14 protein-coding genes are annotated in these 15,446 nt (G+C 64.8%); 10 read left to right on the top strand and 4 right to left on the bottom strand.

Going from position 1 to position 15,446, the window contains the following annotated elements; all coding sequences use genetic code 11:
• Positions 1-6: 6 nt before the first annotated feature.
• The gene (locus tag MB901379_RS13550; protein ID WP_158017157.1) at positions 7-2,655 is read left to right on the top strand and encodes a sugar epimerase family protein; all 2,649 of its coding nucleotides are present in this window, start codon (positions 7-9) and stop codon (positions 2,653-2,655) included.
• A gap of 221 nt (positions 2,656-2,876) precedes the next feature.
• Here the strand turns inward: MB901379_RS13550 and MB901379_RS13545 are convergent, their stop codons facing one another.
• Both MB901379_RS13545 and MB901379_RS13540 read right to left on the bottom strand, forming a co-directional pair.
• Entirely contained in the window at positions 2,877-3,860 is a 984-nt protein-coding gene (locus MB901379_RS13545; RefSeq protein WP_158017156.1) for a class I SAM-dependent methyltransferase, read from the bottom strand.
• Positions 3,861-3,880: 20 nt separating this feature from the next.
• The gene (locus tag MB901379_RS13540; RefSeq protein WP_158017155.1) at positions 3,881-4,561 is read right to left on the bottom strand and encodes a hypothetical protein; all 681 of its coding nucleotides are present in this window, start codon (positions 4,559-4,561) and stop codon (positions 3,881-3,883) included.
• A 78-nt stretch (positions 4,562-4,639) separates the two neighbouring features.
• On the opposite strand from MB901379_RS13540, the gene MB901379_RS13535 reads away from it, so the two are divergent.
• From MB901379_RS13535 to MB901379_RS13525, 3 genes are read left to right on the top strand one after another with little or no spacing between them, the layout of a single operon-like run.
• Positions 4,640-6,145, top strand: coding sequence for a carboxylesterase/lipase family protein (locus MB901379_RS13535; protein ID WP_158017154.1), 1,506 nt, complete (start codon positions 4,640-4,642; stop codon positions 6,143-6,145).
• Between the two features lie 4 nt (positions 6,146-6,149).
• A complete protein-coding gene (locus MB901379_RS13530; RefSeq protein WP_158017153.1) occupies positions 6,150-8,141 on the top strand; it encodes a DUF7064 domain-containing protein in 1,992 nt (663 codons plus the stop codon).
• Complete coding sequence (locus MB901379_RS13525; RefSeq protein ID WP_232021843.1) at positions 8,120-8,665, top strand: gluconokinase; 546 nt, start codon at positions 8,120-8,122, stop codon at positions 8,663-8,665. The genes MB901379_RS13530 and MB901379_RS13525 overlap by 22 nt, the downstream gene beginning before the upstream one ends.
• Here the strand turns inward: MB901379_RS13525 and MB901379_RS13520 are convergent.
• Positions 8,634-9,506 carry a DoxX family protein gene (locus MB901379_RS13520; protein ID WP_158017152.1) on the bottom strand — a complete coding sequence of 291 codons (873 nt, stop codon included), beginning with the start codon at positions 9,504-9,506 and terminating at the stop codon, positions 8,634-8,636. The two genes, MB901379_RS13525 and MB901379_RS13520, sit on opposite strands and share 32 nt — an antisense overlap.
• Positions 9,507-9,597: 91 nt before the next feature.
• On the opposite strand from MB901379_RS13520, the gene pncA reads away from it, so the two are divergent.
• Together pncA and MB901379_RS13510 are read left to right on the top strand one after the other, a co-directional pair.
• Complete coding sequence (gene pncA / locus MB901379_RS13515) at positions 9,598-10,158, top strand: pyrazinamidase PncA (RefSeq protein ID WP_158017151.1); 561 nt, start codon at positions 9,598-9,600, stop codon at positions 10,156-10,158.
• Complete coding sequence (locus MB901379_RS13510; RefSeq protein ID WP_158017150.1) at positions 10,158-10,955, top strand: ketosteroid isomerase family protein; 798 nt, start codon at positions 10,158-10,160, stop codon at positions 10,953-10,955. Before pncA ends, MB901379_RS13510 begins: the two co-directional genes overlap by 1 nt.
• A gap of 21 nt (positions 10,956-10,976) precedes the next feature.
• Here the strand turns inward: MB901379_RS13510 and MB901379_RS13505 are convergent, their stop codons facing one another.
• The gene (locus MB901379_RS13505) at positions 10,977-11,333 is read right to left on the bottom strand and encodes a DoxX family protein (RefSeq protein WP_174237020.1); all 357 of its coding nucleotides are present in this window, start codon (positions 11,331-11,333) and stop codon (positions 10,977-10,979) included.
• Positions 11,334-11,411: 78 nt separating this feature from the next.
• Here MB901379_RS13505 and MB901379_RS13500 point away from each other — a divergent pair, with 78 nt between their 5' ends.
• From MB901379_RS13500 to MB901379_RS13485, 4 genes are read left to right on the top strand one after another with little or no spacing between them, the layout of a single operon-like run.
• Positions 11,412-12,344 carry a sigma-70 family RNA polymerase sigma factor gene (locus MB901379_RS13500; RefSeq protein ID WP_158017149.1) on the top strand — a complete coding sequence of 311 codons (933 nt, stop codon included), beginning with the start codon at positions 11,412-11,414 and terminating at the stop codon, positions 12,342-12,344.
• Between the two features lie 25 nt (positions 12,345-12,369).
• Positions 12,370-13,689, top strand: a complete 1,320-nt coding sequence (locus tag MB901379_RS13495; RefSeq protein WP_158017148.1) for an ABC transporter substrate-binding protein — start codon at positions 12,370-12,372, stop codon at positions 13,687-13,689.
• Positions 13,686-14,615: a carbohydrate ABC transporter permease gene (locus MB901379_RS13490; protein ID WP_158017147.1), complete on the top strand. Its 930-nt coding sequence runs from the start codon at positions 13,686-13,688 to the stop codon at positions 14,613-14,615. Before MB901379_RS13495 ends, MB901379_RS13490 begins: the two co-directional genes overlap by 4 nt.
• Complete coding sequence (locus MB901379_RS13485; RefSeq protein WP_158017146.1) at positions 14,602-15,444, top strand: carbohydrate ABC transporter permease; 843 nt, start codon at positions 14,602-14,604, stop codon at positions 15,442-15,444. The genes MB901379_RS13490 and MB901379_RS13485 overlap by 14 nt, the downstream gene beginning before the upstream one ends.
• Positions 15,445-15,446 lie beyond the last annotated feature (2 nt).

Below are 15,446 nucleotides of genomic sequence, written 5' to 3'. Positions count from 1 at the left end.
AACCCAGTGAGAGTTGCGGTCACCGGGGCCAGCGGAGTAATCGGCCGTGGCATCGTCGGCAGATTGCTCGGCCAGGGTCATGAGGTTGTCGGCATCGCCCGTCATAGACTCGAAAGCTGGCCGAGTGCAGCTAGTTTCGTCGCAGCCGACATCCGCGACGCCGCCGCGGTGCGGCTGGCAATAGCGGGCGCGGACGTCGTCGCGCACTGCGCGTGGGCCAGGACTACGGGCCCGGATAGCCCGATCAGCCGTCAGATCAATATCGATGGTGCGCGCAACGTTCTGGACGCGATGATCGAAACCGGAACCCAACGTATCGTGTTCACCAGCTCGGCACACGTCTACCAGCCTGGCCTCGACACATCGGCGAGTGAACACGACAAAGTGGCGCCGGCTTCGCGAGAGGGTGAACACAAGGCCCGAGTCGAGCAGATGGTGGCCGACTCCGGTGCAGACTGGGTCGCCGTGCGGTCTGCACTCATTGTCGGCCGAAACGTTGACAACTGGGTCCGCCAATTGTTGGCGCTGCCAGTATTTCCAGACGGCTCAGCCGATTGCGCGGCGCAAGTGGTTCACGTTGATGACGTGCTGCGACTCCTGACCCGTGCAATCGTGGCAACCGACACCGGCCCGGTGAACCTGGCCGCGCCGGGTGAGCTGACGTTGCGCGAGATCGCCACTGCGCTGGGCCGGCGCATCCTGCCGTTCGGTTCTAGACAGTTGCTGCGGCGCGTTTCGTCGTTCGCCGAATTCGAGCTGGTGGAAGATGCCCCCGCGCTGGATACCAGTCGGCTGCAGGATGATTGGGGTTTTCAACCGGCCTGGACAGCGGAGGAGTCCATCGCGGACTTGGCCTTGGCAGTGCGTGGCCGGATTTCGGTGGGCAAGCGGGTGTTATCGCTGCCTTGGCGGCTGGCGACGATCCAGGATCTTCCGGCCCCCGACGTCCCAGCCGAGGACGGCGTGGTGCCCAGATTGGCGGGCCCGCAGGGGGTTAACGGCGAGTTCGATACCCCGGTCGACCCGCGTTTTCCGACGTTCTTGGCTACCAATCTATCCGAGGCGCTGCCCGGTCCGTTCTCACCTTCGTCGGCGTCGGTCACCGTGCGTGGGCTGCGTGCCGGCGGCGTGGGCATCGCCGAGCGGCTGCGGCCCGGTGGGATGATCCAGCGGGAAATCGCGTTGCGGACCGTCGCGGTTTTTGCGCACCGGCTTTACGGGGCCATCACCTCCGCGCACTTCATGGCCGAGACCGTGCCGTTCGCCAAACCCGCAATGATCGTCAGCAACAGTGGTTTCTTCGGCCCGAGCATGGCCTCGTTGCCGATCTTTGGCGAGGAACGCCCGCCGTCGGAATCCAGTTGGGCCCGTAAGCAGCTGCGCACCATCCGCAACATCGGGGTATTCGGTGTCAATCTGGTGGGTCTGAGCGCTGGCTCGACCCGCGACACCGGCGACTATCTCGGCGACGTCGATCGACTGGAACATCTGGCCAGTGACGTCGCAGGGATGCAGGACCGTCGGCTCCTGAGCCTGATCCTGCTGGCGCGCGATCACGTGGTCCATGGCTGGGTGCTGGCCTCCGGGTCTTTCATGCTCTGTGCCGCATTCAACGTGTTGCTACGTGGCTTATGCGGACGAGACACCGCGCCGGCCGCTGGGCCGGAATTGGTCAGTGCCCGATCGGTGGAGGCGGTGCAGCGGTTGGTAGGTGCGGCGCGCCGTGATTCGGACGTGATGCGGTTGCTGTCGGAGCCGGGGGACCGCTTGGGCAAGCTGGCCATGGTGGCCCCGGAGTTTCATGCGGCGGTATTGGCCGAGCTTTCATTGATCGGGCACCGCGGTCCCGCTGAGGTCGAGATGATGTCGACCAGCTACGCGGACAACCCGGAGTTGCTGGTGGGCATGGTGGCCAAGGCCTTGAGTGCACCGCCTTCGCCGCAGCCGCACAGCCCGGCGATTCCGTTGCGTGCCAAGCCCGTTGCATTGCTGGCGGCACGACAACTCCGCGATCGCGAGGTCCGCCGCGACAAAATGGTGCGTGCGATTTGGGTCTTGCGCGGTCTACTGCGCGAGTATGGCAGCCGGCTCACTGAGGCCGGCGTGCTGCAAGCCCCCGAGGACGTTTTCTACCTTCTGGTAGACGAACTCGACGCGCTGCCCGCCGACGTTTCGAAGCTGGTGGCGCGGCGTCGAGCAGAACAACGCAGGCTGGCGGCGATCGTTCCGCCCGCGGTGTTCAGCGGGAGCTGGACGCCGTCGACCGCCGCTACGGTGGCCCTCACAGCGGGGAATACCTTGCAGGGAGTCGGTGTCTGCGGTGGCCGGGTCCGTGGCCGGGTGCGGATCGTGCGTCCGGATACCATCGATGATCTGCAGCCGGGCGAGATCCTGGTCGCCGAAGTCACCGACGTCGGCTACACCGCCGCCTTCTGCTACGCCGCCGCCGTGGTCACCGAGCTCGGCGGTCCGATGTCGCACGCGGCAGTGGTGGCCCGCGAGTTCGGATTTCCCTGCGTGGTCGACGTCCAGGGCGCCACCCGGCTGTTGCCGCCGGGAGCGCTCATCGAGGTCGATGGCGCTACGGGCGAGATACATGTGCTCGAGCCCGAGCCCGGGCTCGAAAGTGACTCTTCGTTGCCGACGGGCCGTTAGCCGCTTCGCCGGCCGCAGAGGCCCACGCCGGTGCCAGGCCCGGCCTGCGTCGAAAGACTGCTGCTGTCGAAGACGGTGCTGCCGGCAGGCCGACGTACTGCAGTCCAGGTCTGGGGATTTGCTCCAGAAGCTACGTCGGCCGAACCAACACCTACCACCACCCCGAAAACTCCTGCGCGGCAGCGAAAGCGACGCAGACGGGCCTTGACCGCGGTCCGACTCTAGGCCGATGTCGGCACCGTCGCGGTCGCGAACCCGCCCCAGGCGCGCCGAGTCTGGGTGTCTGCACCGAGGGTGCGCTGCTCGGATAGCGAAAGCCCACAGGATCGCAGCAGCTCGGCCAACCGCTGGCGGGAGGGCGGAGTACTGTCGACGCCGAACTTCAACTTCTCACCAGCGGCCTTTGTCGCGGCTCGGCCATAACGCCAATACAGCGAACGCGATTCCAGAGCTTCGGTAGTGAAGTAGTCAAATGTGACGACACTTCCGGGCGCCGTCGACGCGATCTTCCGCAGGGTGTCTTCGACGGCCTCACGGTTGAGGTACATCGTCACGCCCTCCCACAGGAACAGCGTCCGCCGGGCAGGGTCGAAGCCCGCCCCGGTCAGGCAGGCCAGCCAGTCCTGCGCCTCGAAGTCGGCCGGCACAAAGGTCACCCCTCGCGAATCAATGCCCGCCTTCTTGAGTGCCGCGCGCTTGACCAGCTGCGTTTGTGGCGAATCGACCTCGAACACTCGCACCCGCCGGTCGTTCGGAAGGCGATAGGCGCGTGTGTCGAAACCCGCGCCGAGGATGACAAACTGCGCGCTGTCGCGCAGGTGCCGGTCGACTGCCGCGTCAAAAAAGCAGATGCGGGCCGAGGCCTCGTATGGCGGGGAAATGTCGCCCTCGAACGGGTATCTGACCGCTCGTGGCAGATAACCGGTCAGCCGGTGCGCCAGCAGCAGCGGACCGACCGCCAGCAGCAGGCCCAGGCTCGGGACGTCGGGCAGGGCCCGTAGCAGCCGCTCCGCCGCCTCGTCTCGCCTGGTCCCGACTTTGTGCTCGGAGAACCGGGCGAGCAACGGGCCCTGCGCGGTGCCGGATACACCAGAGCGGCCCGTGACGATGGCCCTGCCCACCCACACGATGTAGCCGATCAGGATCAGCGGAGACATCAGGGCGCAGAGTAGGTAGTAGGCGACACGCAAGACGGGCTTGGGCATGTGTCCCTCCCGAATCAGTTTCAGCAGCTAAATGCCGTTCCGACACCGTCGGGTGGTGGGACCGAGCGCAGGCAACCGAACGGTTCGGCGCCGCCCGCGCTCAGCCCGACCGCAGACTGGTGGGCGTAGTTTATGCAGAACAGACCTGCTTGGTCGGCCCGGCAGCGGTAGTCGCCGAACGACAACGAGTCGCCGTTAGCCAACTCGGGCCCGTTGCCGTTGATAAATGGGCCCGGGTCGCCGCGGGAAGCCCCGACCTGCAGGTTCATTCCGTCAAAGTCGACCCAGCCGCCCTTCCAGTCGCCGTAGGCGGTGGCCGGGGCGGGCGCGGGATTGGTCAATTGGACCAGACAGGTCAGCGTGCCGGGAGTGCGCTTGGAGTCCGTCATGCACGATGATTTGCCGGCTTGGGCGGTGAACGCGATGTCGTCGCCGAGCTCGGTGGTGACGTCGGCACGGCTCACACTGTGATAGCGCTTGGGATCGGCCGGTCGGCCTGCCTCTATCCAGGCGCGAACGGCCGCGATCGGCGCCCCGGCCGCGGGCGCGGTAGCGGCCGCCACCGGTTTGCTGCTCGTGGGGGAGACGGTGATGCTCGAGGACTTCGGCGTGCTGGTCTGCGGTTGCCCCGAGTCGGTGCCGAGATCGTGCGAGCACCCGGCAACCAGCAACGGCACAGCGACCAGTGCGGCGATTCGCATCCCGCCAGGCTAGCCGCCACCGCCAGGTTTCCCGTGCTGCCCACCCCGCGTGCCCCGTGAGTCCGCTACCGTCGGGTTATGCACGAGCGCACCGTCCGCGCACGCACAGCCGCCGGGATCGTCGAAGGTTTCACTCGCGACGGCGTCCACCGTTGGCGATCGATCCCGTACGCTCGGCCGCCGGTGGGGCCGCTGCGCTACCGGGCGCCGCAGCCCGCACGACCCTGGTCGGGTGTGCGGTACTGCCACGGGTTCACCAATTGCGCGCCCCAACTGCGTCGCTACACCATGCTGGGTTTGGGCAAGTTTCAGTCTATGAGTGAGGACTGCCTGACCCTCAACGTCGTCACTCCAGAGACCCCGGCGCGCGAACCGCTGCCGGTCATGGTCTTCATTCATGGCGGCGGATACATCCTGGGGAGCTCCGCTACCCCGATATTCGACGGGGCGGCGCTGGCGAGGCGTGGCTGCGTCTATGTGTCGGTCAACTATCGGTTGGGTGCTCTGGGGTGCCTGGACCTCTCTTCTTTGTCGACGCCGGACATCACCATCGATGGCAATCTCTATCTGCGAGATCTGGTGCTGGCATTGCAGTGGATTCACGACAACATCGCGGGGTTCGGTGGTGATCCAGACAATGTCACCATCTTCGGCGAGAGTGCGGGCGCACATATCACCGCGACGCTGTTGGCTGTTCCCGCCGCGAAAGGTCTTTTCGCCAGGGCAATTTCGGAAAGTCCGGCGGCAGGCATGGTGCGCCCCCGAGAGATCGCCACCGAATTTGCAATGCGGTTTGCTCGTCTGCTGGGTGCGCGTCCACAGGATGCCGCCAGTGCGGTAATGCGGGCGACCGCGACCCAATTGGTAGAAGCCCAGCACCGCCTGATCGACCAGGGCATGCAGAAGCGATTGGGCGCCTTTCCGATTGGTCCCACCTACGGTGACGATTGGCTGCCTCTGGAACCGGTCGAGACGATGCGGTCCGGGCGCGCGCACAAGGTGCCACTCATCGTGGGCACCAATGCCGACGAGGGCCGCTTGTTCACCCGCTTCCTCAAGATGCTGCCGACAAATGAGGCGATGATCGACGAATTGCTGGCCGACACGGAACCGGCCACACGCGAACGCATCACCGCGGCATACCCGAATTATCCGAAGCCGTCGGCATGCATCCAGCTCGGTGGTGATTTCGCGTTCAACGCGGCCGCGTGGCAGATCGCCGAGGCACAGAGCGCCCACGCGGATACCTACATGTACCGATACGACTATGCGCCGCGCACTCTGCGCTGGTCCGGTTTTGGCGCCACGCACGCGACCGAACTTCTCGCGGTCTTCGACATCTATCGGACCAGGTTCGGCGCCTTGCTGACCGCGGCCGCAGACCGCAGACACGCGCTGCGGGTCAGCGACGAAGTGATCCGGCGGTGGCGGTCGTTCAGCAAGACCGGTGTCCCCGGCGAGGATTGGCCGGCCTATACGCACGACGAGCGTGCGGTGCTGGTGATCGACCGCAAGAGTCGCGTCGAGTTTGATCCCCACGAACACCGCCGGCTGGCATGGCACGGCTTTTCCCTGGTGCCGTGAAGTCATGGACCACGACAACGGGCACGTCGTCGAACGACCAGCCGACCTCACCACCTCGTGGCTGACCGCGACGATCGGTGCGGGCACCGTCACCGACTTCACCGTTGAGCGCATCGGCACCGGCCAGATGAGCGAGTGCTACCGCGTGCGGCTTGACTATGCCGAACCTGGCGGCCCGCGCTCGGTGGTATTGAAGGTCGCCGCCACCGACCCGATGAGTCGGCAAACGGGCCAGGCATTGGGGCTCTACGAGCGTGAGGTGCTCTTCTACCGCGACATCGCGCCACGCCTGGCCGGACCAATAGCGCCGTGTTATCACGCCGCGGTCGACGCCGGCAGCGGCGACTTCGCCCTGTTGCTTGGCGACGCTGGCCCGGCGGTCGTCGGTGACGAAATCGCCGGCGCCACAAGAGAGCAAGCCAAACTCGCGGTCAGCGAGCTGGGGCGGCTGCACGGACCGTCGCTTGGTGACACCGCGCTGGCCGAGCTGCCGTGGCTCAATCGTCAGTCGACGGTCAACCAAACGACGGTCACCGCGCTGTACGCAGGCTTCATCGAACGCTATGGTGATCAGCTCGCGCCGCAGTACCGCGCGGTATGCGAACGACTGGTGGCCGCTTTCGATGGCTATTTGGCGCAGGAGACGGCCCGGGGTGAAATCCACGGACTGATGCACGGTGACTACCGGTTGGACAACTTGCTTTTCGGCGCCGCTGGAGCCGATCGTCCGCTGACGGTGGTCGACTGGCAGACCGTCTCCTGGGGGCCGGCGGCGACTGATTTGGCCTACTTCCTGGGCTGTGCACTACAGACGGAGGACCGTCGTAGGCATTACCACGAGCTGCTGCGCATATATCATCGGGCGCTGGGACCCGCGGCGCCGATCACGCTCTCCGAGGTCACCGAAGGGGTCAGGCGACAAAGCTTTTTCGGCGTCATGATGGCAATCGTTTCGTCGATGCTGGTGGAGCGCACGGAGCGGGGCGACCGGATGTTCATGACGATGCTGCAGCGGCACTGCGATCACGTGCTCGACACCAACGCCTTGGCGGTGTTGCCGGCCGCGGCCGCAACCGAGCCGCTGCAACCTTCCGACGGGGATGAGCTCGCCCACGCCGCTGGTGCGGAACCACTGTGGAGTGAGAGCTGGTATGCCGATTTTGTTGATGAGACACAGGGATTGGCTGGCTGGGTGCGGATCGGTCTGATACCCAACCAGCCTACCGCGTGGTTGCAGGCGCTGGTGTGCGGACCCGAGCTGCCGACGGTTGCCGTCGTCGACTATGCGCTCCCGCTGCCTGCCGACCCGTGGACATTGCGTGGTGACGACCTGGAAGTCAACCACTGCGCCGACGCGCCCTTGCGGACCTACCGAGTGACCATAGGGGCCAAGGGCCAGAGTTACCTCGACGCGTCGGGCTTGTTGCGCGGTGAATCGGGGACTCCGGTCGAGCTCGGGATGGATCTGGTTTGGACCACTGCAGGCACACCGTATCGGTACCGGCTGGCGACGCGGTACGAAATCCCGTGCACCGTTTCGGGTTCCGTCACCGTCAACGACACCGGTTATCGCATCGACTCCGTCCCCGGGCAGCGCGACCACTCGTGGGGTGTGCGGGACTGGTGGGGCATGGACTGGATGTGGAGTGCGCTTCATCTCAACGACGGCACCCACCTACACAGCGTGAGCATCCAGATCCCCGGCGCACCCGTCTTTAGCGTCGGCTACATGCAAGGCTCCGATGGCAAGGTCACCGACTTAGCGACGGTGCGGATCGATGACACCTTCGATGCCAATGGCCTACCGCGCAGCGCGACATTGAGTCTCGATCCGGGAAGGATCATCGCCGATGTCGACGTGCGTGCCAACGCGCCGGTACGCCTGACCGCGCTCGACGGACGGGTGAGCCACTTTCCGCGTGCCTGGGTCGACATCAGCACCGCGGATGGTCGCATTGGTGTCGGTTGGATGGAATGGAACCGCAACCAGACGTGAACGGTGACCCGCCGGCGGAGCGCTCACCCGTGGTGGTGATGGGCGTTTCGGGATCGGGCAAATCGACCGTAGGCGTGGCGCTGGCGCAGCGGCTGCGGGTGCCCTTCCTCGATGCTGACGGCCTGCACCCGGCCGCCAACGTCGCCAAAATGGCTGCCGGTGAGCCACTCGACGATGACGACCGCGGCCCATGGCTGGCGAGGGTTGGCCAGTGGCTTGCTGACCACCGCGGCGGTGGTGTGGTGAGTTGCTCGGCGCTCAAACGCAAATACCGTGACCAGCTGCGAGCGCACTGTGCGGGGCTGGGCTTCTTGCATCTGGACGGCTCTGCGCAACTAATAGTCGATCGGCTGCTCGCCAGGTCGGGGCACTTCATGCCGACCGAGCTGCTGCAGTCGCAGTTCGACACTTTGGAGCCGCTGGACGCCGACGAACGCGGTATCGTCGTCGATGCTAGTCAGGACGTCGATGCCGTGGTTGATTCATTTCTCGCTAGCGGTGCCCGCGCTTGCGGCCCTTGCTGACCCGCTCTTGGGCCCGATGACGCGCGGCGTCGGCCAGTCGGCTGCCGCCAGCCACGGCCGTGTCCGCGAGCTGGCCGCCTTGTTGACGTGCGGCTTCGGCGAGTTCCGACCCGCGCGCGCGAGCGCTGCTGGCCAGTTTTTCGCCTCGCCGGCGAGCGGCCTCGGCCAATGGGGCGCCTTTCTCGGCGGTCTTCTCGGCGGCGGTGCTGGCTAGTTCCCGGCCTCGTTCGACAGCGGCTTCGGCATACGGTGCGCTCTTCTCGGCGGCTGTGCCGACCAGCTCGCGACCCCGTTGGGCGCCTACCTGCAGCCCGTGCACGATCTTCTCGCCGAGCTCGGAGTCCAGCAGGTCGTCGTCGGATCCCGGCATCGCCGAGGAGACGGCCGCAGAAAGCCGGCTCGCCGCTTGCTGACCCCGCCACGCCAGTGACGGTTTGCCCGCGGTATCTGCGGACGCGATGATCAAGCCGCCCAGCAGGCTCACATCGGTCAGAAATTGCCGCCGCTTCTCGGCCTTGCGTGCCGGATCCGGTTCACTCCAAAACATGTGGGCACCAAGATTTCCCGGGATCACCGTCAGTGCCAGTGCGGCCGAGGCAAGACGGGGAAATCGCCCCGTCGCGAGCAGCAGGCCACCGCCGATCTGGACGGCGGCGTTGACCTGAGCCAATGTCTCGGCATCGTGCGGAACGCTGCGACCCAACGGATCCGGCAGTGCACGCAAACTGCTCGCGGTGGGCTGGGCCGCTTCGGCGGCCGGCTTGGGGTTTAGCAACGACTCGACGCCTTGGCCGATGAACGCTGCCGACAGCATGGGCCTTGCGATTCTGCGGATCAACATGGTGGGGTATTACCCCCTTCGCCGGTGACCTAACCTGCCGGCTTGGTCGCCGCAGCTCGCACCAACTGTGGCTCGACGTATCGTGGATGTCGTGCGAGCCCTGATAATCGTCGATGTGCAGAATGATTTCTGCGACGGCGGCTCGCTTGCGGTGACTGGTGCGACCGCTCTGGGGCGTGCCATCAGCGACTATTTGGCCGGTGCGCCCGGCTACCATCACGTGGTGGCCACCGCGGACTTCCACATCGATCCCGGCGAGCACTTCTCGGCTGAGCCTGACTTTTCATCCTCCTGGCCGCCGCACTGCCGGGCCGGAAGCGTCGGCGCGCAGCTGCACCCCGATCTTGATACCAGGGCGATTGAGGCGATCTTCCGTAAGGGCGCCTATAGCGCGGCGTACAGCGGGTTCGAGGGCCTCGACCAGCACGGGACGCCGCTGGCGGAATGGCTGCGTCGCCGCGGGATCGAGGACGTCGATGTGGTCGGCGTGGCCACCGATCACTGCGTACGAAGGACAGCGGAGGACGCGGTTCGGACCGGCTTCGCCACCAGGGTATTGCTGGACCTAACGGCGGGTGTCTCGGCTGATACCACCGATGCCGCGGTGGCCCAGATGCGCTCTGCAGGAATCACGATGGTGGACAGCCACTAATGGCTTCACCAAGCCGGGACGATCTGCTGGCCGCCGTGGAACGGTCGCCGCGCGCGGCGGCCGCCCATGATCGTGCCGGCTGGGTAGGCCTGTTCACCAGCGACGGTCGGGTGGAAGACCCGGTGGGGTCGGTGCCGCACGTCGGCCACGAACAGATCGGCCGCTTCTTCGACACTTTCATCGGTCCGCGGGACATCACGTTTCATCGCGATCTCGATGTCGTCTGCGGCCCCGTGGTTCTGCGCGATGTCGAGCTCGAGGTGGCAATGGCTCCGGGTGTCACGATGTTCGTTCCGGCGTTTCTGCGCTACGACCTCCGGAAATCCAAGGACGAGTGGAAGATCGCCGAATTGCGCGCGTACTGGGATTTGCCGGCGATGATCCTGCAGTTCCTGCGCAGCGGATCACGGGCAATGGCGCCCGCGTTGAAACTGTCTCGAGGCTTGTTGGGCAATCAGGGGCTGGGTGGCACCGCAGGCTTCCTGACTGGGTTTCGCCGAGCCGGAGGACGTCAATTGACGCAGGTACAGACGTTCCTCGACGCGGTTGCACGAGGCGATACGCATGCGGCTATGCGTGGACTGTCATCCACTGCCGCAATAACTTTGGGGGATAGTGATGAGCTGGATTTGGTTGAGCTCATCGATCAGCTTCGCGGGGCCAGCTGGACAAAGATGAACGGCGCCGGACCCACCGTCACCGTATCGATTGCCTCAGATCATGGGCGCGGCATCATGTTTGCCGACGTGACGTGGCGGACCAAGGAAATCATCCGAATCCGCTACTTCCCTGCCTGATCGAGTTGGTCGACAGCCGGCTCAGTGCCGCAGCATCAGCACCAGCGACGCGGCCGACAACACCAAATAGCCGCCCGGAAACGCAATGTTGGCAAATACGCGCGCTCGGACGTGCACGATGACCGCACCCACGAAGTACCCGGTGAGGCCAATCGCCGCCGCGATGCCGAGCGCCTTCAGCCCGAGCAGTCCGACCACCAAACCGCCGGCACCGGCGAGTTTCAGCGTTGCAAGCGTCGGCAACCACGACCGAGGTACCCCAACCCGGGCCGAATTCGCCAGCACGAATCCGGCGGGAATCAGATCGGGCACGGCGATCCCCGCGGTGAGGATCGCGGTGGTCACGATGACCAGGAGGTAAGCGATGTCTATGCTCATGGTGCGGTTTCCCTTTCATCACAGCGCTGAATGTATGCGGTCATCTCTTTGACGACTCCGGCGCAGAAAAGGTGACCCATGGGCACAACTGAGGATCTCGCGAAACTCGCGCAGCGTTTCGACGCCGATCGACGGCACCTGAAGTCGGTTGCGTTTCAACTGCTCGGTTCGCTACCCGACGCGGAAGATGCGGTGCAGTCGGCATGGTTGAAGGCGAGTCGCTCGGATTTCGCCGCCGTCGATAACCTGACCGGTTGGCTTACCACAATCACCGCTCACGAGGCGGTCGACCAGCTGAGAGCGCGCCAACGACGCTTTGAACGACCACTGATCGATGCTGCCGACCTGGATCGGATGGTCGCGGCCCCGGCGGATGAAGACACGTTGCTTGCAGATTCGGTAAGTCGGGCGCTACTGGTGGTGCTCGACCAGCTCTCACCGGCCCAGCGCGTTGCTTTCGTGTTGCATGACGTGTTCGCAATCCCGTTCGAGACAATCGCGGCTTTGTTGGACCGCTCGCCGACGGCGGCGAAGAAGCTCGCCAGCCGGGCCCGCGTGCGGTTGCATCCGGATCCGGACGGCCAAGCCCCACGGGCGGCCGAGCATGTCCAGCTCGTGAAAGCGTTCCTGACCGCCGCACGCGGAGGCGACATCGGCGCCCTGGCAGAATTGCTGGCTCCCGACGTCGTGCGCCGGGTCGATCGGGCGCTGGTTGCGGATGATGTGCCCACCGAGCTGCGTGGCGCGCGGGAAGTCGCCGAGGAGACACGGAGGTTTGCCGGCCGGGCGCGCGCCGGCGTCGTGGTGCTCATCGACGGGGCGCCCGGTATCGCAATTGCCCCGACCGGCCACGCGCAGACGCTGCTGCGCCTCGGATTCGATGCGGCAGATCGCATCCGAACGATCGACATTTCCGCCGATGCGCATCGCGCCGTTCTCGCGCTGCCGAGTTGGCCGCCTGAGCGGGCTCGCTCAGGATCGAGTACTAAGGACATGCGCCGTCGGCAATGAGTCCGACGGGCAGATCGGGAGCACGATGTTGGACCACCCGTTTCGACGGCGGACCCTGTTGCGGGGCGTCGGTGTGCTCACGACGGCCTCGTTGGCAGCGTGGGTCGCCGGCTGCGGCTCCGATGTCGACGACGCGTTGACCTTCTTCTTCGCCGCCAATCCGGAAGAAGCGGATGCCCGGATGCGCGTCATCGACGGTTTCGCACGCCAGCACCCCGATATCAAGGTGCGCATATTGTTGTCCGGACCAGGACCTTTGCAGCAGATATCGACCTTTTGCGCCGGCGGCAAGTGTCCGGACGTGCTGATGGCGTGGGAGCTGAGCTACGCCGGATTGGCCGATCGGGGAGTATTCCTTGACCTGCGCACCATGCTCGCGCGCGACCGCAGCTTCGCCACGCAGCTGCAATCGGACAGTATCGCCGCACTGTATGAGACGTTCAGCTACGACGGCGGCCAGTACGCCTTCCCCGAGCAATGGTCCGGCAACTACTTGTACTACAACAGAAGGCTTTTCGGCGAGGAGGGCGTGCCGCCACCACCCAGCGGGTGGGAGCAACCATGGACCTTTGCCGAGTTTCTCGACACCGCCCGCGCGCTGACCAAGCGGGATGCGGCCGGGCGGGTCAGCCAATGGGGATTTGTCGATACGTTTGTCCCATCACTATCGGCCGGGCTGTTCGCGATGAACAATGGCGTACCGTGGTCCACCCCTCGCATGAACCCGACACATCTCAACGTCGGCAACGAGGCCTTCATCGAGGGTTTCCAGTTCTATGCCGACCTCGCCAGCAAACACCGGGTGGCTCCTTCCGCATCCGAAGTGCAATCGATGGCCACTACGGACCTGTTCTCGCTGGGTAAGGCGGCCATGGCGTTGGGTGGGCATTGGCGATACCAGACGTTTGACCGCGTCGACGGCTTGGACTTTGATGTCACCGCGCTGCCGTTGGGCCCGAAGGGGCGCAAACCGTGCTCGAATATCGGTGCCACCGGGCTTGCCATCGCGGCCAGCAGCCGCCACCAGGAGCAGGCCTGGGAGTTCGTGAAGTTCGCGGCCGGTCCGGCGGGGCAGGCACTGATAGCCAAGACCGGTCTCTTCACCCCGGTGCTGCGGTCCGCCATCGATTCGGCCGGATTCGCTCAAGCTCACCGCAGGCTCGACAATCTCGCTGTGCTCACCGCGGGACCCGCCCATTCGCAGGGCCTGCCGATCACTCCGGCATGGCCGAAGGCGCACGCTCTGATGGATCGCACCTTCGGGCCCGTCCTGCGCGGATCGCGGCCGGCGACGTCGCTGATCGCAATGTCGCGGGCCGTCGACGAGGTGCTCAGCAGTCCATGACAGCCGTCCAATCCGGCAAAGCCGGGTTCCGTCCGTGGCGGCGGCGAACCTGGGCCGGACGCCTTTTCGTCGCACCGAACCTGGCCGCGGTGGTGGTGTTCCTGGTGTTTCCGCTGGGATTCTCGCTGTACATGAGCTTTCAGAACTGGGACCTGTTCGGGCCACCGACATTCGTGGGCATACAGAACTTCAGCAACCTCTTCACATCCGATCCGTTGTTTCCCATCGCTCTGCGCAACACCGTGGTTTTCACCGTTGGGACCGTGGGACCGACTCTGGTCATCAGCCTTTTCGTCGCCGGCCTGCTGAACCGGAAAATCAAAGGCATCAGTATCTTTCGAACCATCGTCTTTCTGCCGCTGGCCATCTCATCGGTGGTGATGGCGGTGGTCTGGCAGTTCGTCTTCAACACCAACAACGGAATACTCAACATCATGCTCGGCTGGATCGGCATCGGCCCGATACCGTGGCTGATCGAACCCAGGTGGGCCATGGTCTCGCTGTGCCTGGTCAGCGTCTGGCGGAGCGTGCCGTTCGCCACCGTGGTGTTGCTGGCCGCGATGCAGGGAGTTCCGGAGACGGTGCACGAAGCGGCCAAAATCGATGGTGCCGGTGAGGTCCGGCAGTTCTTCTCCATCACGGTGCCGTTGATACGCGGGGCAATATCGTTCGTGGTTGTCATCTCGATCATCCATGCATTCCAGGCGTTCGATCTTGTCTACGTTCTCACCGGGGCCAACGGTGGGCCGGAAGCCGGAACGTATGTTCTGGGCATAATGCTGTTCCAGCATGCCTTTTCATTCTTGGATTTCGGCTACGCCTCCGCATTGGCCTGGATCATGTTCGCGATCCTGCTGGTGCTGACCGTGTTACAACTGCGGATCACCCGACGGCGCTCCTGGGAGGCATCTGGTGGGCTCAGCTGAGTGGCTGCTCAAGCGCCATGTTTTTCGTGCGGCCATCCTCTACGGTGCGTTGGTCGCCGTCGCGTGGTGTGCGCTGTTCCCGATCATGTGGGCGCTGTCGGGTTCCTTGAAGAAGGGCGCCGAGGTGAGTCTGCCGACTTTGTTGCCAGCTCATCCCCAGTGGTCCAACTACGGAGAGGTGTTCACGCTGATGCCGTTCTGGCGAATGTTTCTCAATACCGTGGTGTACGCCGGATGCGTCACGGCGGGGCAGGTGTTTTTCTGCTCACTGGCCGGATATGCTTTCGCGCGACTAGAGTTTCGCGGCCGCGACACCTTGTTCGTCCTGTATTTGGGCACTCTGATGGTGCCGCTGACCGTCACCGTGATCCCGCAGTTCATCATCATGCGGACTGCGGGATGGGTCGACACTCCGTGGGCAATGATTGTGCCGGGCTTGTTCGGTAGTGCATTCGGCACCTATCTCATGCGGCAGTTCTTTCGTACACTGCCGACCGATCTCGAAGAAGCCGCGACGCTTGATGGCTGCTCCCCGTGGCAGATCTACTGGCGAATCCTGCTGCCCCATGCACGGCCCGCGGTAATGGTGCTGGCCGTGCTCACCTGGGTCAATGTGTGGAATGACTTTCTATGGCCGCTGTTGATGATCCAGCGCGACAGCATCGCGACGTTGACCCTGGGGCTGGTGCGGATGCAGGGTGAATACGTCGCACGATGGCCGGTGTTAATGGCAGCATCGGTGCTTATCTTGTTTCCCCTGGTCATCATCTATGCGGTCGCCCAACGTGCCTTTGTCCGCGGCATAGCCGTCACCGGACTCGGTGGATAGCG

It is taken from the genome of Mycobacterium basiliense (genome assembly GCF_900292015.1).
Taxonomy (GTDB): domain Bacteria; phylum Actinomycetota; class Actinomycetes; order Mycobacteriales; family Mycobacteriaceae; genus Mycobacterium; species Mycobacterium basiliense.
Note: the sequence above shows the minus strand (reverse complement) of the source record. Positions and strands in the feature narration are given on the sequence as shown.

Bases quoted from the DNA above. Each gene is read 5' to 3' on its own strand.
- MB901379_RS13495 (WP_158017148.1), top strand. From the start codon at position 12,370: ATGTTGGACCACCCGTTTCGACGGCGGACCCTGTTGCGGGGCGTCGGT.
- MB901379_RS13490 (WP_158017147.1), top strand. From the start codon at position 13,686: ATGACAGCCGTCCAATCCGGCAAAGCCGGGTTCCGTCCGTGGCGGCGG.
- MB901379_RS13520 (WP_158017152.1), bottom strand. From the start codon at position 9,506: ATGTTGATCCGCAGAATCGCAAGGCCCATGCTGTCGGCAGCGTTCATC.
- MB901379_RS13525 (WP_232021843.1), top strand. From the start codon at position 8,120: ATGGAACCGCAACCAGACGTGAACGGTGACCCGCCGGCGGAGCGCTCA.
- MB901379_RS13530 (WP_158017153.1), top strand. From the start codon at position 6,150: ATGGACCACGACAACGGGCACGTCGTCGAACGACCAGCCGACCTCACC.
- MB901379_RS13540 (WP_158017155.1), bottom strand. From the start codon at position 4,561: ATGCGAATCGCCGCACTGGTCGCTGTGCCGTTGCTGGTTGCCGGGTGC.
- MB901379_RS13545 (WP_158017156.1), bottom strand. From the start codon at position 3,860: ATGCCCAAGCCCGTCTTGCGTGTCGCCTACTACCTACTCTGCGCCCTG.
- MB901379_RS13505 (WP_174237020.1), bottom strand. From the start codon at position 11,333: ATGAGCATAGACATCGCTTACCTCCTGGTCATCGTGACCACCGCGATC.
- MB901379_RS13510 (WP_158017150.1), top strand. From the start codon at position 10,158: ATGGCTTCACCAAGCCGGGACGATCTGCTGGCCGCCGTGGAACGGTCG.
- MB901379_RS13500 (WP_158017149.1), top strand. From the start codon at position 11,412: ATGGGCACAACTGAGGATCTCGCGAAACTCGCGCAGCGTTTCGACGCC.
- MB901379_RS13535 (WP_158017154.1), top strand. From the start codon at position 4,640: ATGCACGAGCGCACCGTCCGCGCACGCACAGCCGCCGGGATCGTCGAA.